This window comes from Demequina sp. NBRC 110055, from assembly GCF_002090135.1.
Taxonomy (GTDB): Bacteria; Actinomycetota; Actinomycetes; order Actinomycetales; family Demequinaceae; genus Demequina.
On record NZ_BBRL01000004.1, the window covers coordinates 812,176 to 828,548 of the forward strand.

A 16,373-nucleotide genomic window follows, 5' to 3' on the forward strand; every position below is an offset into this window, starting at 1 on the left:
GTACGCTGGCGAAATGGGCATCCCCGGCTCCCTCACGCGCACCGCGCGCACCTTCGCTGCGACGCTCCACCCCAACGGCTATCACGGTTCCTACCAGGGTGGACGCGGGTTCTTTGAAGGCTGGTACGTCAAGCTCGTGAGCGCGGACCGGTCCCACCGGATCGCCCTCATCCCCGGCATCTTCCTGAGCGGTCCCGGCGCGACCGCGCCCGACGAGGCCTTCGTCCAGGTCCTCGACGGCTCGACCGGCGAGTCCTGGTACGAGTCGTTCCCGGTCACCGATTTCCTTGCCGACGCGCGCGAGTTCAACGTCGCGGTGGGGCGCAATCGCTTCGGCGTCGGAGGCATCGACGTGGACCTCGACGGGCCACGGCTCGCCGGCCGCGTGGGCTTCACCAGCCCGCTCGATCCCTGGCCCGTGACCCTGACCGAGCCCGGTGTCATGGGCCGCTACGCGTGGGTGCCGGTCATGGAGTGCTATCACGGGCTCGTCTCGTTCGGCCACGACCTCGCCGGCACGCTGACCCTCGCCGGCCGTGAGCTGAACTTCGACGGCGGACGCGGCTACCTCGAGAAGGACTGGGGCCGCGCGTTCCCGCAGGCGTACATCTGGATGCAGACCAACCATTTCTCGCGCCCGGACGTGAGCCTGTCCGCCTCGATCGCGCGCATCCCGTGGGGACGCGCCAGTTTCGCGGGCTTCATCGTGGGACTGAGGATGGGCGACGACCTGCACCGCTTCGCGACCTACACCGGCGCCCGCGTCACCTCACTTCAGGCGGCCGATGCGACCATCACCTGGCGTATGAAGGCTCGGTCTGGAATGGAGTTGCGCCTGCGTGCCGAGCGCCGCCGGGGTGGCCTGCTGCATGCGCCCATCCGCACTCAAATGCACAAGCGCGTCGAGGAGACCCTCGACGCCCGCGTGCATGTGGAGCTGGTGAATGCCAGCGGTGACGTCATCTTTGCCGACACGGGCGAGGCCGCGGGCCTCGAGGTGCACGGGGACGTCGCCCAGTTGGGGTGAGCGTTATCCGAGCGAGCCGAGTTCGCGGAGGGCGCCCAAGTACTCGTCGGTGAGTTCGGGGCACACGACGGGCGCGAGCTCCGCGCCGGACGCGGCGGGGGAGGCGAGATCGGTACGGGACGCATCCGAGGCATCGGCCACCGCCGCGATGAACTCGGCGCGGGTGCCCTCGGCCACGATTCGGCAGAAGTCGCGCGCGTAGTCGCGCGAGTCCTCGGAGCCGAAGCGGAGGAAGGCCTCGGCGCGGGTGGCATCGGCCGTGTGGTCGCCGATGGAGGCGGGATCGTCGGCGCCCGAGGTGAGGACCTCCTCGTCGCTCGACGCCTCAGGGATCGTCTCGAAGCCGGCGTCCAGCGGCCAGCCCAGATCGGTCGACGCGACCGTGGACAGCGCGACCGAGGTGTCCTGACCGCCCACGCGATCGTGGAAGGACTGCCCGATCGCGACGGAGATGATCTCGTCGACCTCGGTCTCGATGTTCGCGACCGCATCCCAGTAGATGCCCGCCGGATCGGTGCTCGGCGCAATCTCGGTGGCGCCGGGGGCGGCCAAGGGTGCCGCGTCCTCCGCGGAATCTGCGCCACAGCCCGCGCACAGCAGCGCCGTCGTGACGGCAAGCGTGGCGATGAGGTGGCGTCGCATCGAGGGTCCTTTCAGGCGGGGCGCGTGGAACACGGGCGCCTCGATGCGCGGGGTCTCCATCGTCACATGGCCATGCCACCTGCCAGCGCGTTTTCGGCTACGCCCCGGTTGCGGTTGCGTCACATTTCGGACACGGACCGGGACCTAGGGCCGTCGGCTGTGACCGTTCCCAATGGGAGGGTAGTGTGACACGACGGACCCGAAGACGGGTCCTTTCGCGCGAGGCCCCTCGCCGGCGCGACCGTCGCCTCCCGCCCCGGCCGCACTGCGCTTTCCTCCCTTTGGTGACGGATGTTGCCAGCCCGAGTGATGCATCGGCCCCGCGCCCCTCCTACCCCGGACGCGCCCGCGCGCCCCTGTACCGAAAGGACGGCTCGCATGAGCGCCACCGCGACCGCCTCCGCCCCCACCCTGACCGCCTCGCTGAAGCGCGGCGTGTTCTGGAACTACGGCGGCCTGTACTTCTTCTACTTCGCCATCTGGCAGATCGCCTTCAGCTTCCTGGGCCTGTGGCTCGCCGACGGCGGCATGAAGTCGGGCAACATCGGCCTGGTCAACTCCGTGATGGCCATCACCGCGCTGTGCCTGCAGCCGCTCTACGGCTACCTGCAGGACCGCCTGGGGCTGCGCAAGTACCTCTTCGCGTTTGTGGCGCTGTGCGCCGCGATGGTCGGGCCGTTCTTCTCCTTCGTGTTCGTGCCCCTGATGGGTGTCAACATGACGCTCGCCGCGGTGGTGGGTGGCATGTACCTGGCTCTGGTCCTGCTCGCCGGTGTGTCGGTCGTCGAGGCCTTCAATGAGCGTGCATCGCGCGCCAACGGGTTCGAGTACGGCCACGCCCGCCTGTTTGGCTCCCTCGGTGGCGCCTCGGCCACCTTCGTGGGCGGCGTCCTGTGGGCGACCAACCCCGACAGCGTGTGGTGGGCCGCGACGTTCTGCGCCCTCGTGCTGGGTGTGCTGTTGTTCGTGGCGCGGGTGCCCGATGCCGCCCGTGACACCGGCGTCGCCGATGGCGAGGAGGCCGGCGAGGGCATCTCGATGGCCACCCTCAAGACGCTGCTGCGCGACCGCAGTTTCGTGGGATTCGTGGTGTTGATGTTCGGCACCGCCGCCCTGTACGACGTCTTCGACCAGCAGTTCTCCGTGTACTTCGCGAGCCTCGTCGAGCACGGCAACCCCGAGCAGCTCTTCGCCAACGTGGTGACCATCCAGATCTTCGCCGAGGCTGCCGTGATGCTGATCGCGCCGTGGTTCGTCAACAAGATCGGCGCCAAGCGCGGCCTGCAGTTGTTCGCCGCCATCCTCGTGGTGCGCGTGCTCGGCTCGGCGCTCTTCACCACCACCGAGGCGCTCATCGCCTGGCGCCTGCTCGCAGCGATCGAGATGCCCCTGATGCTCGTGTCGGTAATGAAGTACATCACCCGCATGTTCAACGTGCGGATCTCGGCCACCGCGTACATGCTCGGCTTCGGTGTCGCCAAGTCGCTCGGTGTGGCGCTGTTCTCGACCACCTTCGGCGTGATGTACCAGGAGATCGGCTTCTCCAACGGCTACCTCATCATGGCCGGCGTGATCACCACCGTGACCGTCATCGCGAGCTTCATGATGCGCAATGACAAGGGTCTGCTGGCTCCCGGTGAGACCGGGTCTGGCGAGACCCTCGACGCTGCGGATGCCGACGGCGTGGGGACGGCGGCCGCGGTGGCTGGCTCCGCCTCCGGCGAGGCCCGCCGCCCCGGTGACCCCGAGGTAGTGGATTCTGCTCGCAAGTAGGTCCGTCCCGGCACGCCGCATCGATGGCGCGCGGCGTGCCGGGGCTTCACTTCGCTGTGGAGCTCAACCGTTGTCCACTGGGGCGCGGCGGGGTGCAGGGGAGCGCACTGGTTGTCCACTGGGCTGCTGGCCCGGGGGCCCGCACCCCAGTGGACACTCCATGTGCCCGCGTGCACCGCGGTGCATCCTGGTGGGCACTCAGTGAGGCGAAGCGCCAGCCGCACGCACGGGACCTTCGCCGCTTCCTCCACCCCGCTCGTCGGGTACCATTTACAACGTTAGAAAATGGCGTCGTCGCTGAGGACGCCGCGCGCGGAGAGTCATCCCGCGCGTGCCCACCAAGACTGAGGTCATCATGTCCAACGACCAGAGCATCCCAAGCCCCATCGTGCTGCAGCGCGCCGACCCGTGCGTCCTGCGCGTCGACGACCAGTACTACTTCACGGGCTCGTACCCGCTGTACGACCGCATCGTGCTGCGTCGCGCGGAGCGCCTCGAGGACCTGCAGGCAGCCGACGAGGTCACCATCTGGACCAAGCACCAGTCCGGCCCGCAGTCGAACCTCATCTGGGCCCCCGAGATCCACCGTGTGAATGGTGCCTGGTACATCTACTACGCCGCCTCGCCCAACGGTGCGCCCAGCGCCGACGAGCCCGGCGCCGCGGAGACCTTCAACCACCGCGTCTACTGCCTCGAGTGCACCGACGACGACCCGATCACGGGAACGTGGGTCGAGCGCGGCCAGGTCGACACCGGCTGGGAGACGTTCGCTCTCGACGCAACCAGCTTTGTGCACGGCGGCGAGCAGTACCTGGTGTGGGCGCAGCAGGACCTCGCGATCGAGGGCAACTCGAACCTGTACATCGCACGTATGGCCAACCCCTGGACGCTCGCGACCCCCGCGGTCCTCCTCACCCGTCCCGAGTTCGACTGGGAATGCCAGGTGTTCTCCGTCAACGAGGGCGCGAGCGTGCTCATTCGCGACGGACGCATCTACCTCACGTACTCCGCCTCGGGCACCGGCATCGAGTACGCGATGGGGCTGCTCACGGCGGACGCCGACGCCGACCTTCTCGACCCCGCGTCGTGGACCAAGTCGGACCAGCCGGTCTTCACCTCGGACCCGAGCGTCGACATTTACGGACCGGGCCACAACTCGTTCACCGAGGACGCCGACGGCAACACCGTGCTCGTCTACCACGCCCGCACCTACACCACCATCGTGGGCGACCCGCTGTGGGAGCCCAACCGCCAGGCATGCGCGCAGGTGCTGCCGTTCGTCGACGGCGAGCCACAGTGGGGCACGCCCGCGCCGCTGCAGCGCCCCGTGCCCACCTCGATCGAGGTGCTGCCGGCGAGCGGGATGACGACGGCCGATGCGGAGGCTCAGCCCGCGTAAGGATGAATGCGAGCGGGGCCGGTGCCGAGGCATCGGCCCCGCTTTGTCGTTTCGCGACCAATTCCTACCGACGCATGGAATGTGGGCGGTCTTGCAGGTGGCATAGTCATCCCGTGGACTCGCCTTGGGAGGGCGCCGGGACCACGTCGGCGCCCACAGCGTTGCCCGCCGGCCGCGCCGACGGCGCCGCCGGCGACTTTGACGCGGCCACGGTCGCACTCGAGGTGCTGTTCGCGTCGCCGCTCGCGATCGTCATCGTGCCCGGCGAGGAGCCGCTGGTGCTCACGTCACCGTTGGGCGGCGAGACGCCGACCGCCGTGGCGAGCCTGGCGCTCCGTGTGCAGCACGGTCGCATGACCGAGGAACGAACGCCGGCGGGGTTCGCGTCGACAGGCGCACATGCCACCGGTGTGACGCACGTGGGGCGCGCCATCGCGGCGGGGCGCAGCCACGTGAGCGATCTTCATGACGAGGACGGGACGGTGCTTGGCACCCTTGCCATCGTCGACCTCGCCGACGGGGGTCCCTTTGAGGCCGAGGCGGCGCGCGCCATTGCCGACGTGTCGCTGCTCGTGGCCGACAGGCTGCAGTCGCGGTGCCGTGAGGTGCGCCGTGCCGCTACCGAGGCGCGCTTTAGGAACATCGCGGCTACCTCGCCCGACGCGATCATGTGCGCCGACGGTGAGGGTCGCACAACGTTCTGGAACGCCGCGGCCGAGCAGCTCTTTGGCTACAGCGCCGCGGAAATGCTCGGCTCGCCGCTCGAGCGGATCATCCCCCAGGAGCAGCGCGCCGAGTTCTTCCGCGATTTCGAGCGGCTGTCGGCGGCGCTGGGAGGCGCGGCCCCTGACCACCGCGTCCGGGCGGAGGGGCAGCGCCGGGATGGCACCAGAATTCCCGTCGAGCTCTCGTTGTCGTCGTGGTGGGAGGGCTCCGAGATGGCCGTGGGCGCCATCGTGAGGGACCTCACCGCACAACTGGACGTCGAGCGTCGGCTCTACCGACTGGCGACCACCGACTCGCTCACGGGACTCAAGAGCAGGGGCTCCTTGCACGAGGCGCTTGAGCGACACGTGTCGCGCCGGGAGCCCGTCACGTTCATCATGCTTGACCTGGACGGATTCAAGGAGGTCAACGACACCCTGGGACACACCGTCGGCGACGAGCTCCTGACGATGGTCGCGACGAGGCTCAAGGCGTCGATGGAGGGCGCGAGCTGCGTGGGGCGCCTGGGCGGGGACGAGTTCGCCGTTCTTGTCGAGGGCGACGACGCCGCGCGAGCCATCGACCTGGGCGACACCCTGATTCGCGCCGTGAGCGGTCAGTACGTCGCCAAGCGCCAGCGCGTCGACATTGGCGTGTCGGTGGGGATCGCGGCGTATCCGCAAGACGCGCAATCGGCCGAGATGCTGGTGAGCGCCGCCGACCTTGCGCTGTACAGCGCGAAGGGCCGCGGTCGCGGGCATGTGTGCGTGTACGAGCCGGCGTTGCGCAAGGGTGCCATCGAGCAGCACACGCTGCGCCAGGAACTGCGGACGGCGTATCACGAGGGACAGTTTGAGCTGGTGTACCAACCGCAATGGGCGCGTGGGGGCGCGACCCTCGTCGGTGCCGAGGCCCTGATGCGGTGGAACCATCCCACGCGAGGGCAATTGTCCCCGGCGCACTTCATCGACACGCTCGCGCGCAAGCCGATCGCGCCAGCAGTGGGCGAGTGGGTGATCCGCACCGCGTGCGAACAGGCGGCGCGATGGCGCGAGGAGATCCCCGACTTCCACATCGCGGTCAACCTGTTCGAGTCTCAGCTGCGCAGCGACACGTTGGTCGAATCGGTCGAGCGCATCCTCGCGGACACCGGCCTGCCCGGCAGCGCGCTCGAGTTGGAGCTTGTCGAGACGATCCTGACCCGCGATGACGACGAGACCGCCCGGGCGCTCGCGGGCCTGCGTGACCTCGGCGTGTCCCTCGCCTTCGACGACTACGGCACGGGCTTCGCCTCGCTGAGCCTACTCAAGCGCTACCCGGTGTCGCGCCTCAAGATCGACCGGACGTTTGTGCGTGGCGTGGACGCCGATGACGAGAACGCCGCCGTCGTCAACGCCGTGCTGTACCTCGCGAGCATCTTCGGCCTGGAGGTGGTGGCCGAGGGCATCGAGACAGAGGCGGAGCTGGCCTTCCTCCGCGGCACCAGCTGCGCGTTCTACCAGGGCTACCTTTTGGGACGGCCGATGCCCGTGGCCGCCTTCGAAGAGACCTGCCTATCCCCGGCCGCGACAGACTGAACCGCCGCGACCCTGTGAAATGGTCCGAGCTGCGCCACGCCGCCGAGGATGGCCGATGCTGAGGCTCGCCCGGCGTCTCGGGCCGAGTTTCGGTTCACACTGCCGGGGCAGCAGGCTAGCGCTCGACGAGGTGGTGAGGAACCTCGATGTGACCGCGTCTGCCCCGGGCGCCGTCGGCGAGCAGGTCGAGCATGAGGGTGCTTGCGGAGGCGACGCCGGGGTCGACGCTCGCAAGCGGCGGCACCGTGTACTTGCCCTCCTCGATGGCGTCGTAACCGATGACGCGTACCTGGTCGGGCTGCGAGTACCCGTGACGGGCGAGGGTGAAGTGCGCGCCGAACGCCAAGGAGTCGTTGAAGCAGAACACCCCGTCGAAGTCGGTGCCGCGCTCCAGCAGGGACTCGACTGCGGCGGTGCCCTCGGCCCTGTTGTAGTTCTCGACCTCGACCAGCAGGGACTCGTCGAAGCCGATGCCCGCCTCGTCGAGGGCTTGGCGGTAGCCGGCCAGGCGCAGCCGTGCCGTCTCGGTGTGCGAGTGGGGCTGGACGCCGACGACGGCGATGCGGCGGCAGCCGTGGTCGATGAGGTAGCGCGTGGCGTCGGCGGCCGCGGCGGTGTTGTCGGGGCCCACATGCGCGACCGCGTCGCCGGCGATGGTCTGGCCCAGCTCGCCGATGAGCAGCAGGGGCACCTCGCTGCGGCGAGCCTCGATGTCGGCGGCGGTGAGCGCGAGGGGGCTGAGGATGATGCCGTCGACGGCGGGAAGCCGCTGCGCCTCGATGACGGCAAGCTCGACGTCTGCCTTGGCCTTGGTCTGGGTGACGAGCACCGTGAGTCCGCGCTCCTGGGCGCGGTCGACGAGTTCGGCCGCGAGCTCCGCGAAGTACGGCTCGGCGAGGTTGGGGATGCACAGCGCGATGGTGCCGCTGCGGCCCTGGCGCAGCTGGCGCGCGGCGAGGTTGGGGCGGTAGCCCAGCTCGTCGATGGCGATCAGGATCCGGTCGCGCACCGCGTCGCTGACCCAACCGGTGCCGTTGACGACGTTCGACACCGTCTTGGTGCTGACGCCGACGTGTTCCGCGACGTCTGCGAGCCGTACCCGCTTCATGGCCTGCCTCTCCCGCGCCCCCACAGGCACCGCTTTTCGACGAGTGGTAGCCCGATCCTAGCGGTGTGCTACTGTGACGAACACAAGTTCAGTTCAACGTCGAACTATGACGGAGGTCCGGCCGCTCACAAGGCGAGCTCGCGGCCTCTCGATCCAAATAGTTCAACGTTGTACTAGGTGGAAGGAAGACATGAGAGCACACGGAGCGCGGTGGGTCCCCTACCTCTACATCGCCCCGGTCGTGATCATCGCTGGCGTGCTGTTGTACACCACGATTGGGTTCGCGGGCTTTGCGAGCCTGACGGACTGGAACGGCCTCACCAGCATGGAGTTCATCGGCGTGCAGAACTACGTCGACATGTTCGGCGACAGGACGTTCTACATCGCCCTGCGCAACACGCTGCTGTTCATGGTGGTCACGATCGTGCTGCAGGCCGCGATCGGCCTGCTCATCGCGGTCATCGCCAAGGAGAAGCTTCCCGGCAGCGGATTCTTCAAGGCCGTCTTCTTCCTGCCCATCGCCATGGCCCCCGCGATCATCGCGACCGTCTTCAAGTACATGTACGAGGCCAACTACGGCTCGCTGAATGAGACCCTGCGCGCGCTGGGCATCCTCGACGACGGCGCCGTCATCCAGTGGCTGGGGGCCGACCTGGGCGTCTGGTCGATCATCATCATCAACGTCTTCTCGTGGATGGGCTTCTCGATGATGGTCTACTACGCGAGCCTCATGAGCATTCCCGAGGAGATGTACGAGGCCGCCGAGCTCGACGGCGCGGGCTGGTGGCGCCGCCTGTTCAGCATCACCATCCCCTCGCTGAAGGGCACGACGGCGGTGCTGGTGACGCTCGGCATCGTCGGCTCGCTGAAGACCTTCGACCAGGTGTGGCTGACCACCCAGGGCGGCCCCGGCGTGTCCACCCACTTCCTCACCACGTACCTCTACCAGGCGCGACTCGACCGCGAGGCGGGCTACTCCGCCGCGCTCGGCATCGTGATCCTCGTCATCGCCTTCGCGCTCGCCGCGATCCAGGGCCGCATGGCGAACAGGAAGGACTCCTGATGAAGACCCGCAGAACCAAGGCCGCCACCGTGGCGATGTACGCCGTACTGATCGGCCTCGCCGCGCTGTGGCTCTACCCCATCGGCGTGGCCATCGTGAAGTCCTTCGCGATCGGCGGCATCGGCAACTACGAGGCCGTCCTCAACCACCCCCAGTTCAACTACTGGTCCGCGGTAGGCAACAGCTTCCTCATCGCCGGCGGCTCCACAGTCGTCATCGTCATCATCGGGTCGCTGGGCGCCTTCGCCTTCTCCCGCATGCGCTTCCGTGGCCGCACGGTCATCTACCGCCTGCTGCTCGCGTGCCTCGCGATCCCGATCGCCGCGGTCGTCACGCCCCTGTTCACGATCATCTCCGGCATGGAGCTGCGCAACACGTACATCGGCGTGATCCTGCCGCTCGTCTCGTTCAACGTCGTCATCATGCTGATGCTGCTGAAGAACGCGTTCGACGGCATCCCCGAGGAGATCGTCGAGGCCGCCACGATCGATGGCGCGCGCCCGTTCCGCATCTTCTGGCAGATCTTCGTGCCCCTGTCGGGTCCGGCGATCGCCACCGTCAGCGTGCTCTCGTTCGTGTACTGCTGGAACGAATACCTGCTGCCCAACCTGCTGCTGTCGGACGAGTCGATGTACCCGGTCACACAGGCCGTGTCGCTGTTGCAGTTCGAGCGCATGAGCCAGGAGCAGATCGCCCAGCTGTACTCGGGCCTCATCCTCCTGACCATTCCGTCGCTGCTGGTCTACGTCTCCAGCCAGCGCTACCTGCAGACCGGCATCACCGCCGGCGCGGTCAAGAGCTAGCGACACGAGTTCAACCCCCACATGAGTGCCGCCCCCGGTGCTCGTCCCCTAGGTGGGCTTGCCCACCACCACACTCAAGGAGGAGTCATGAAGTCAAGGAACACCGCAACCCGTGCGGCGACGGCATTCGTCGCCGGCGGTGCGCTGATCGCCCTGGCCGGGTGCTCGGGCGCTTCGGACGGGGCCGACGGCGCTGAGGGCGACGGCGGCACCATCACCCTGCGCTACCAGTCCTGGCTGCCTACGGTCGACCAGTGGACCCCGATCATCGAGGCGTTCGAGGCCGCGCACCCCGACATCGAGATCGACTTCCAGGGCGCCGACGACGCGACCAACTACTTCACCGAGCTCGACAACCTGATCCTCGCGGGCGAGACCCCCGACATGTTCGGCATCCAGGTCGGCTCCGCGTTCGACGACTACGCCGAATTCGCGATGCCCACCGAGGACTACGCCGCCGACTGGATCGACGGCATCAAGCCCGAGCTGCTCGAGGAGACCAGCACCTCCGACGGCGAGGTCAAGGCCGTGCCGATCCTCACCGCCGGAAGCGAGTTCTACCTCTACAACAAGACCGCCTTTGACGAGCTGGGACTGAGCCTGCCCGAAAGCTACGAGGACATGGTCGCCATTGCCGACGCCGCCAACGCGGCCGGCATGACGCCCTTCGCGATGGGTGCCGCGGACGCGTGGCACGACGTCGACTTCTTCGTGTGGCTGAGCAACCAGTACGGCGAGGGCGGCGACATCTACCGCGCCGCCGCGGGTGAGATCCCGTGGGAGTCCGACGCCCTCGTGGCGGCCGCCGAGCGCTGGGCTCAGCTCTTCTCCGACGGCATCTTCCAGGAGGCGGCGACGTCGACGACCACCTACCCGTCGGCTCGTGACGACTACTTCCTGGCCGGCAACTCGCTCGCGATGCCGACCGGCTCGTGGCACGTCAGCGCGACGCTCGCCGGCAACGCCGAGACCCCGGGTTCCGCGGTCGAGGGCGACGAGATCGGCATGGCGCCGCTGCCCACGCTGGGTGACAACGAGGCGCTCGCGACCAGCGGTGTCGACTACTCGATCGCGCTGAGCTCCGAGCTCGAGGGCGACAAGCTCGAGGCGGCGACGGCGTTCGCCGAGTTCCTCTCGGTCGGCGAGGGCCAGCAGATCTGGGTCAACATGATGCAGGGCTTCCCCGCGGCCACCGACATCTCGCCCGAGCTCGGCGACGACGAGTCGCAGATCGCGCTCGACAGCGTCCAGGCCGTCACGGACTCGCTCCAGGCCGCCGCGTACCCGCGCAAGGTGACCTCGGCCACCAACGGTGGACTCGAGAACGACCTGGGCGTCGTCCTCCAGAACATCGCCAACGGCGCCGGCGCCGCGACCGAGCTCGCGACGCTGAACGACTAACGCCACACCGCACAGCGCCCGGCATCCGTCAGGATGCCGGGCGCTGTGCTGTCTTGTGGGTGGCCGACGCGGTGGTGGGCCGCCGTAGCCCACCTCGCCACGGCATCGGCCACACACAAAAACGCCCCCCGCCGTGGAGAGGAACGGCGGGGGGCGCGGGGGACCGGGCGGCTTAGGAGGAGGCTCCGCCCAGACGGATCATCGACCACGACACGGCCGGCAGGTCGACGGCGAGGGCGCCGTCGGTGACGGTCGCGGACGCGTTGGGCGCCGGCAGCACGTCGGCCTCGGTGTCCTTCGACGCACGCCAGAACGGGTCGTCGTTCGCGTAGGTGACGGCCTCGATGAGGCTGAGCTCGCCGAGCGAGGCGAGGTCGAGCTCAAGCCGTGTGGAGTCCTCGGTGGCGCGGTTGACGGCAAACACGACGACCTCGCCCGACTCGCGGTCATACGTCGCGACGGCATCGACGAGCGCGGACTGCCCGAAGCGCGCGTTGTCGTAGGACGGTGCGTCGACGGCCACCCGCAGCACCTCGCCGCGCGCGTGGGCGGCCGTGAGGGCGAACGGGTGGAAGATCGTCTGACGCCACGCGGCGCCGCCCGGCTCGGTGGTAATCGGCGCGATGGCGTTGACCAGTTGCGCCTGGCTCGCCGAGTGCACGCGGTCGGTGTGACGCAGCAGGGTGATGAGCAGGTTGCCGACCACCACCGCATCGGCCACCGAGTAGTTGTCCTCCTCGAGGGGCGGCGCGACGGGCCAGTCGTCGCCCTTCGGAATCGTGGGGCTATCGAGGTCGTGGTACCAGACGTTCCACTCGTCGAACGAGATGTGGACGCGCTTGGAGGACTTCTTGGCGATCGCCACGGAGTCGGCGGTGGCGCTCACGGCGTCGATGAAGTGGTCCATGTCCTGGGCGCTCGCGAGGAAGGACCCCAGGTCGCCGTCCTCGATGCGGTAGTAGGCGTGCGCGGAGATGAGGTCGACCTCGTCGAAGCACTCCTCGAGGACCTCTCGCTCCCACGTGCCGAAGGTGGGCATGTCGGAGCCGGACGAGCCGCACGCGACGAGCGTGAGGTCGGGGTACATCTGGCGCATGCCGCGTGCAGTCTCGGAGGCCAGGCGGCCGTACTCGCGGGCGGTCTTCGCGCCCAGCTGCCACTTGCCGTCCATCTCGTTGCCCAGGCACCAGAAGGTGACGCCGTGAGGCTCCTCGACTCCGTGCTCGCGCCGGAGCGCCGCGTGGTGGGTGTCGCCCTTGCCGTTGGAGTACTCGAGGACGTCGAGCGTCTCCTGGATGCCGCGCGTGCCGAGGTTGACGGCCATCATCGCCTCGGTGCCGGACGCCTTGGTCCACGCCATGAACTCGTTGAGGCCGAACGTGTTGGGCTCGGTCGAGTGCCACGCGAGGTCGAGGCGCAAAGGGCGATCCTCCACGGGGCCGATGCCGTCCTCCCAGCGGTATCCGGAGACGAAGTTTCCTCCTGGATAGCGCACGGTGCTCACGCCGAGCTCCTTGACGAGGGCGAGCACGTCGCCGCGGAAGCCCTGGTCGTCTGCCGTCGGGTGGCCGGGCTCGAAGATGCCGGTGTAGACGCAGCGGCCGAGGTGCTCGACGAACGTGCCGAAGGTGCCCCGCCTCACGGGGCCCACGACGAAGTCGGGATGGATGGTGAGGCGTGCGTGGTGCATCGTTGCTCCTTCTCGAGCGCGCAACAGCGCGCGGGTCGAGGGACGTAGGTGGTGAGGCGGCCGAGTTGCATCGGCCCCGGTGCCGACTATAGTACAACGTTGAACCATGAACGCGAAGGCGGCGGCACACATCGCCTTCGTGAACGCCCTCACCCACGATCACGGGAGATCGAAGATGCCCTCCAGTCACGTCACCGTCGCCGTCCCCGAGGGGATTCAGGCCGCCCGGTTCCGCCCCGCGTTCGAGGCCTCGTCCGCGCGTGCCATGAGCCTCGACGGCGCCTGGCGCTTCCGCCTGTTCCCGCACCCCGACACCGGCGTGGCGCGCGACGAGGCCGGCGCCGACTGGGACCAGATCGAGGTTCCCGGCCACTGGCAGCTCGCCGGCGCACCTGAGTCCTGGCCGTATGGCGCCCCCGCCTACAGCAACCGTCACTACCCGTTCCCCATCGAGCCGCCCTTCGTGCCGGACGACAACCCCACGGGGGAGTACCGCCGCATCCTCACCGTGCCCGCCGACTGGCCCACCGACGGCCGCACGCTGTTGCGCTTCGAGGGCGTGGACTCGTGGTTCCAGGTCGCGCTCAACGGGCAGGTCATCGCGACGTCGCACGGGTCCCGCCTGCCGAGCGAGATCGACGTCACGGACGCGCTCCAGCCCGGCGACAACCTCCTCGCGGTCCGCGTCACCCAGTGGTCCGCGATGTCGTACATCGAGGACCAGGACCAGTGGTGGATGTCGGGCATCTTCCGCCCCGTCACGCTCGAGCACCGCCCCGCAGGCGGCCTCGACCACGTGTCCGTCATGGCCGACTACGACCACCTGACCCACCTCGGCACCCTCACGGTGAGTGCGGAGGGCGAGGGGGCATCGGCCGCCCGCGTCAAAGTCCCCGAGTTGGGCCTCGACCTCGCGGTCGGCGAGAGCGCGACGGTCGAGGTCGAGCCGTGGAGTGCGGAGCTGCCGCGGCTCTATGAGGCGACCGTGCAGGCGCCGGGCGAGACGGTGACGCTCGCGGTGGGTTTCCGCCGCATCGAGGTGCGCGACGCCGTGCTGCTGGTCAACGGCGCCCCCATCAAGCTGCGCGGCGTCAACCGCCACGAGTTCGACCCCGCGCGCGGGCGCGCCGTCACCCCCGAGGTGATGCTGGCCGACGTGCTGCTGATGAAGCGCCACCACATCAACGCGGTGCGCACCAGCCACTACCCGCCGCATCCGCATTTCCTCGACCTGTGCGACCGCTACGGCCTGTACGTCATCGACGAGAATGACCTCGAGACGCACGGCTTTGAGGAGGGTGACTGGGCGGGCAACCCGCTCGACGACCCCGAGTGGGAGCCCGTCATCGTGGACCGTGTGCGCCGCATGGTGCGCCGCGACGCCCACCACCCCAGCATCATCATGTGGTCGCTGGGCAACGAGGCGGGCCGCGGCCGCGCGGTGAAGGCGATGGCCGATGCCGTCCGCGAGCTCGACGCCACGCGACTGGTGCACTACGAGGGTGATTACTCCTCCGACGAGGTCGACGTGTATTCGCGGATGTATGCGACGAGCGAGCATGTCGAGCTCATTGGCCGCGGCGTCGAGCCCGCCCTCGCGCGCGCCGACCTGGACGCGAGGCGCCGCCAGATGCCGTTCATCCAGTGCGAGTACGCGCACGCCATGGGCAACGGCCCGGGCGGGCTGTCCGACTATGAGGCGCTGTTCGACCGCTACCCGCGCCTGGCGGGAGGCTTCATCTGGGAGTGGTTCGACCACGGGATCCTCCGCCGCGAGGCCGACGGCACCGCGTTCTACGGCTACGGCGGCGACTTTGGCGAGCGCTTCCACGACGGTAACTTCGTCGCCGACGGCCTGCTCCTTCCCGACCGGACCCCGTCCCCGTCGCTGTACGAGGTCGCGGCGGTGTTCGCGCCGGTGCGTATCGAGGTGCCGTCCTCCGGTGACGGCCTCACCGTGCGCAACCGCTTCGCCTTCCGCGACACGTCGACAATCGAACTCACGTGGACCGTGCACCGCGCGGGCGAGGTGCGCGCGTCCGGCGTCATCGAGGCGCCGCCGTTGGCCCCCGGTGAGACGCTCGACGTGCCGGTACCGTCCGTCGATCTGCCCGAACCGATGGTCGGCGAGCCCGTTTGGTGGGAGGTGGTCGCCTCCGTGAGGGGCGACGCCGTGGGCAGCCTGGGATGGGCGGCCGATGCCGTGGCTGAGGGTCGTGTTCTCGGCCGCGGGCAGCGGATGCTGGTGCCCGCGGCGCTGCCGACGCGCGCCTCCGGCGCGGCCGTCCCGGCCGACGACGGTGGCGCGGCCGGCGGCATCGTCGCGGGCCCCGCGCGGATCGACGCGCGCGGCGACCTGGTGTCGCTCGCGGGCCGTGACGTGCACCTCTTCCGCCCCGACGCGTGGCGTGCGCCCACGGACAACGACAACCGCGCCGGCATGTGGATCCCGCCGTCGGACAAGGCGCTGTGGGAGGAGGCCGGCCTGCACCAATTGGAGCAGCGGCTCGAGTCCGTGACGATCGAGGACGGCGCGGCGGTGGTGCGGGCCCGCACCGGCGGACCCGCCACGCGCTGCGGTCTGCGCAGCGAGTTCCGTTGGACGCCCGTCGACGACGGCACGGGTGCGGTCGAACTCGCCGTGTCTGTCGACGCCGAGGGCCGCTGGCCCGGGCCCGTCGCGAGGCTCGGATTGCAGCTGGTGCTCGAGGCGCCCGAGGTGCTGGCCGCCACCGTCGACTGGAGCGGTCAGGGCCCCGAGGAGTCGTACCGCGACACCTTCGCCGCCGCCCGCGCCGGGCGCTGGACGCACTCCGTCGCGGACTGGCAGACCGTGTATACGCACCCGCAGGAGAACGGCGCGCGCCGCGGCGTGACCCGCGCGGAGGTGCGCTTCGCCGACGGCGGCGGGCTGCTCATCGAGGCCGGCGCGCTCACCCTGGGTGGGGTCCCGGTGGACGGCTTCGAGCTGTCGCTGCGGCCATGGTCAGATGAGGCACTCCATGCCGCCAAGCACCCGAGCGACCTGGTGCCCGACGGCCGGCTCTACGTCCACCTGGACGTCGCCCAGCACGGCGTCGGGTCCGCGGCTTGCGGCCCTGGCGTCCTGCCCAACGCGCAGCTCCACGCCGCGCCCTACACGATGGTCCTGCGCATCACGGCGCTCGAGGCGTGAAAGGAACAGC

General features: G+C 69.1%; 11 protein-coding genes. 8 read left to right on the forward strand and 3 right to left on the reverse strand.

The window, feature by feature from the left end; translation table 11 throughout:
• The first annotated feature begins 13 nt into the window (after positions 1–13).
• Complete coding sequence (locus tag B7K24_RS03810) at positions 14–1,027, forward strand: tocopherol cyclase family protein (protein ID WP_084129236.1); 1,014 nt, start codon at positions 14–16, stop codon at positions 1,025–1,027.
• A 3-nt stretch (positions 1,028–1,030) separates the two neighbouring features.
• Here the strand turns inward: B7K24_RS03810 and B7K24_RS03815 are convergent, their stop codons facing one another.
• Positions 1,031–1,735, reverse strand: coding sequence for a hypothetical protein (locus B7K24_RS03815; protein ID WP_144268105.1), 705 nt, complete (start codon positions 1,733–1,735; stop codon positions 1,031–1,033).
• Positions 1,736–2,047: 312 nt separating this feature from the next.
• Here B7K24_RS03815 and B7K24_RS03820 point away from each other — a divergent pair, with 312 nt between their 5' ends.
• The 3 genes from B7K24_RS03820 to B7K24_RS03830 all read left to right on the forward strand — a co-directional run bounded on the left by B7K24_RS03820 (position 2,048) and on the right by B7K24_RS03830 (position 7,123).
• On the forward strand, positions 2,048–3,442 hold the full coding sequence (locus B7K24_RS03820) for an oligosaccharide MFS transporter (RefSeq protein WP_084128814.1): 1,395 nt from the start codon (positions 2,048–2,050) through the stop codon (positions 3,440–3,442).
• A gap of 331 nt (positions 3,443–3,773) precedes the next feature.
• Positions 3,774–4,841, forward strand: a complete 1,068-nt coding sequence (locus B7K24_RS03825; RefSeq protein ID WP_234986536.1) for a family 43 glycosylhydrolase — start codon at positions 3,774–3,776, stop codon at positions 4,839–4,841.
• Between the two features lie 113 nt (positions 4,842–4,954).
• Complete coding sequence (locus B7K24_RS03830; RefSeq protein WP_159449133.1) at positions 4,955–7,123, forward strand: bifunctional diguanylate cyclase/phosphodiesterase; 2,169 nt, start codon at positions 4,955–4,957, stop codon at positions 7,121–7,123.
• Positions 7,124–7,238: 115 nt separating this feature from the next.
• Here the strand turns inward: B7K24_RS03830 and B7K24_RS03835 are convergent, their stop codons facing one another.
• A complete protein-coding gene (locus tag B7K24_RS03835) occupies positions 7,239–8,231 on the reverse strand; it encodes a LacI family DNA-binding transcriptional regulator (RefSeq protein WP_084128816.1) in 993 nt (330 codons plus the stop codon).
• 190 nt (positions 8,232–8,421) lie between these two features.
• On the opposite strand from B7K24_RS03835, the gene B7K24_RS03840 reads away from it, so the two are divergent.
• From B7K24_RS03840 to B7K24_RS03850, 3 genes are all read left to right on the forward strand, one after another.
• Positions 8,422–9,294: a carbohydrate ABC transporter permease gene (locus B7K24_RS03840; RefSeq protein WP_084128817.1), complete on the forward strand. Its 873-nt coding sequence runs from the start codon at positions 8,422–8,424 to the stop codon at positions 9,292–9,294.
• Positions 9,294–10,097 (forward strand): carbohydrate ABC transporter permease, encoded by an 804-nt coding sequence (locus tag B7K24_RS03845; RefSeq protein ID WP_084128818.1) that lies wholly within the window; start codon positions 9,294–9,296, stop codon positions 10,095–10,097. The genes B7K24_RS03840 and B7K24_RS03845 overlap by 1 nt, the downstream gene beginning before the upstream one ends.
• Before the next feature lie 87 nt (positions 10,098–10,184).
• On the forward strand, positions 10,185–11,498 hold the full coding sequence (locus B7K24_RS03850; protein WP_159449134.1) for an ABC transporter substrate-binding protein: 1,314 nt from the start codon (positions 10,185–10,187) through the stop codon (positions 11,496–11,498).
• Positions 11,499–11,670: 172 nt separating this feature from the next.
• Here the strand turns inward: B7K24_RS03850 and B7K24_RS03855 are convergent, their stop codons facing one another.
• Positions 11,671–13,188, reverse strand: a complete 1,518-nt coding sequence (locus tag B7K24_RS03855) for an alpha-N-arabinofuranosidase (RefSeq protein WP_084128820.1) — start codon at positions 13,186–13,188, stop codon at positions 11,671–11,673.
• Positions 13,189–13,294: 106 nt separating this feature from the next.
• Here B7K24_RS03855 and B7K24_RS03860 point away from each other — a divergent pair, with 106 nt between their 5' ends.
• The gene (locus B7K24_RS03860) at positions 13,295–16,363 is read left to right on the forward strand and encodes a glycoside hydrolase family 2 TIM barrel-domain containing protein (protein WP_234986537.1); all 3,069 of its coding nucleotides are present in this window, start codon (positions 13,295–13,297) and stop codon (positions 16,361–16,363) included.
• Positions 16,364–16,373 lie beyond the last annotated feature (10 nt).

Coding starts and splice junctions, on each gene's coding strand:
- B7K24_RS03820 (WP_084128814.1), top strand. CDS start 2,048: ATGAGCGCCACCGCGACCGCCTCCGCCCCCACCCTGACCGCCTCGCTG.
- B7K24_RS03845 (WP_084128818.1), top strand. CDS start 9,294: ATGAAGACCCGCAGAACCAAGGCCGCCACCGTGGCGATGTACGCCGTA.
- B7K24_RS03810 (WP_084129236.1), top strand. CDS start 14: ATGGGCATCCCCGGCTCCCTCACGCGCACCGCGCGCACCTTCGCTGCG.
- B7K24_RS03860 (WP_234986537.1), top strand. CDS start 13,295: ATGAACGCGAAGGCGGCGGCACACATCGCCTTCGTGAACGCCCTCACC.
- B7K24_RS03835 (WP_084128816.1), bottom strand. CDS start 8,231: ATGAAGCGGGTACGGCTCGCAGACGTCGCGGAACACGTCGGCGTCAGC.
- B7K24_RS03840 (WP_084128817.1), top strand. CDS start 8,422: ATGAGAGCACACGGAGCGCGGTGGGTCCCCTACCTCTACATCGCCCCG.
- B7K24_RS03850 (WP_159449134.1), top strand. CDS start 10,185: ATGAAGTCAAGGAACACCGCAACCCGTGCGGCGACGGCATTCGTCGCC.
- B7K24_RS03855 (WP_084128820.1), bottom strand. CDS start 13,188: ATGCACCACGCACGCCTCACCATCCATCCCGACTTCGTCGTGGGCCCC.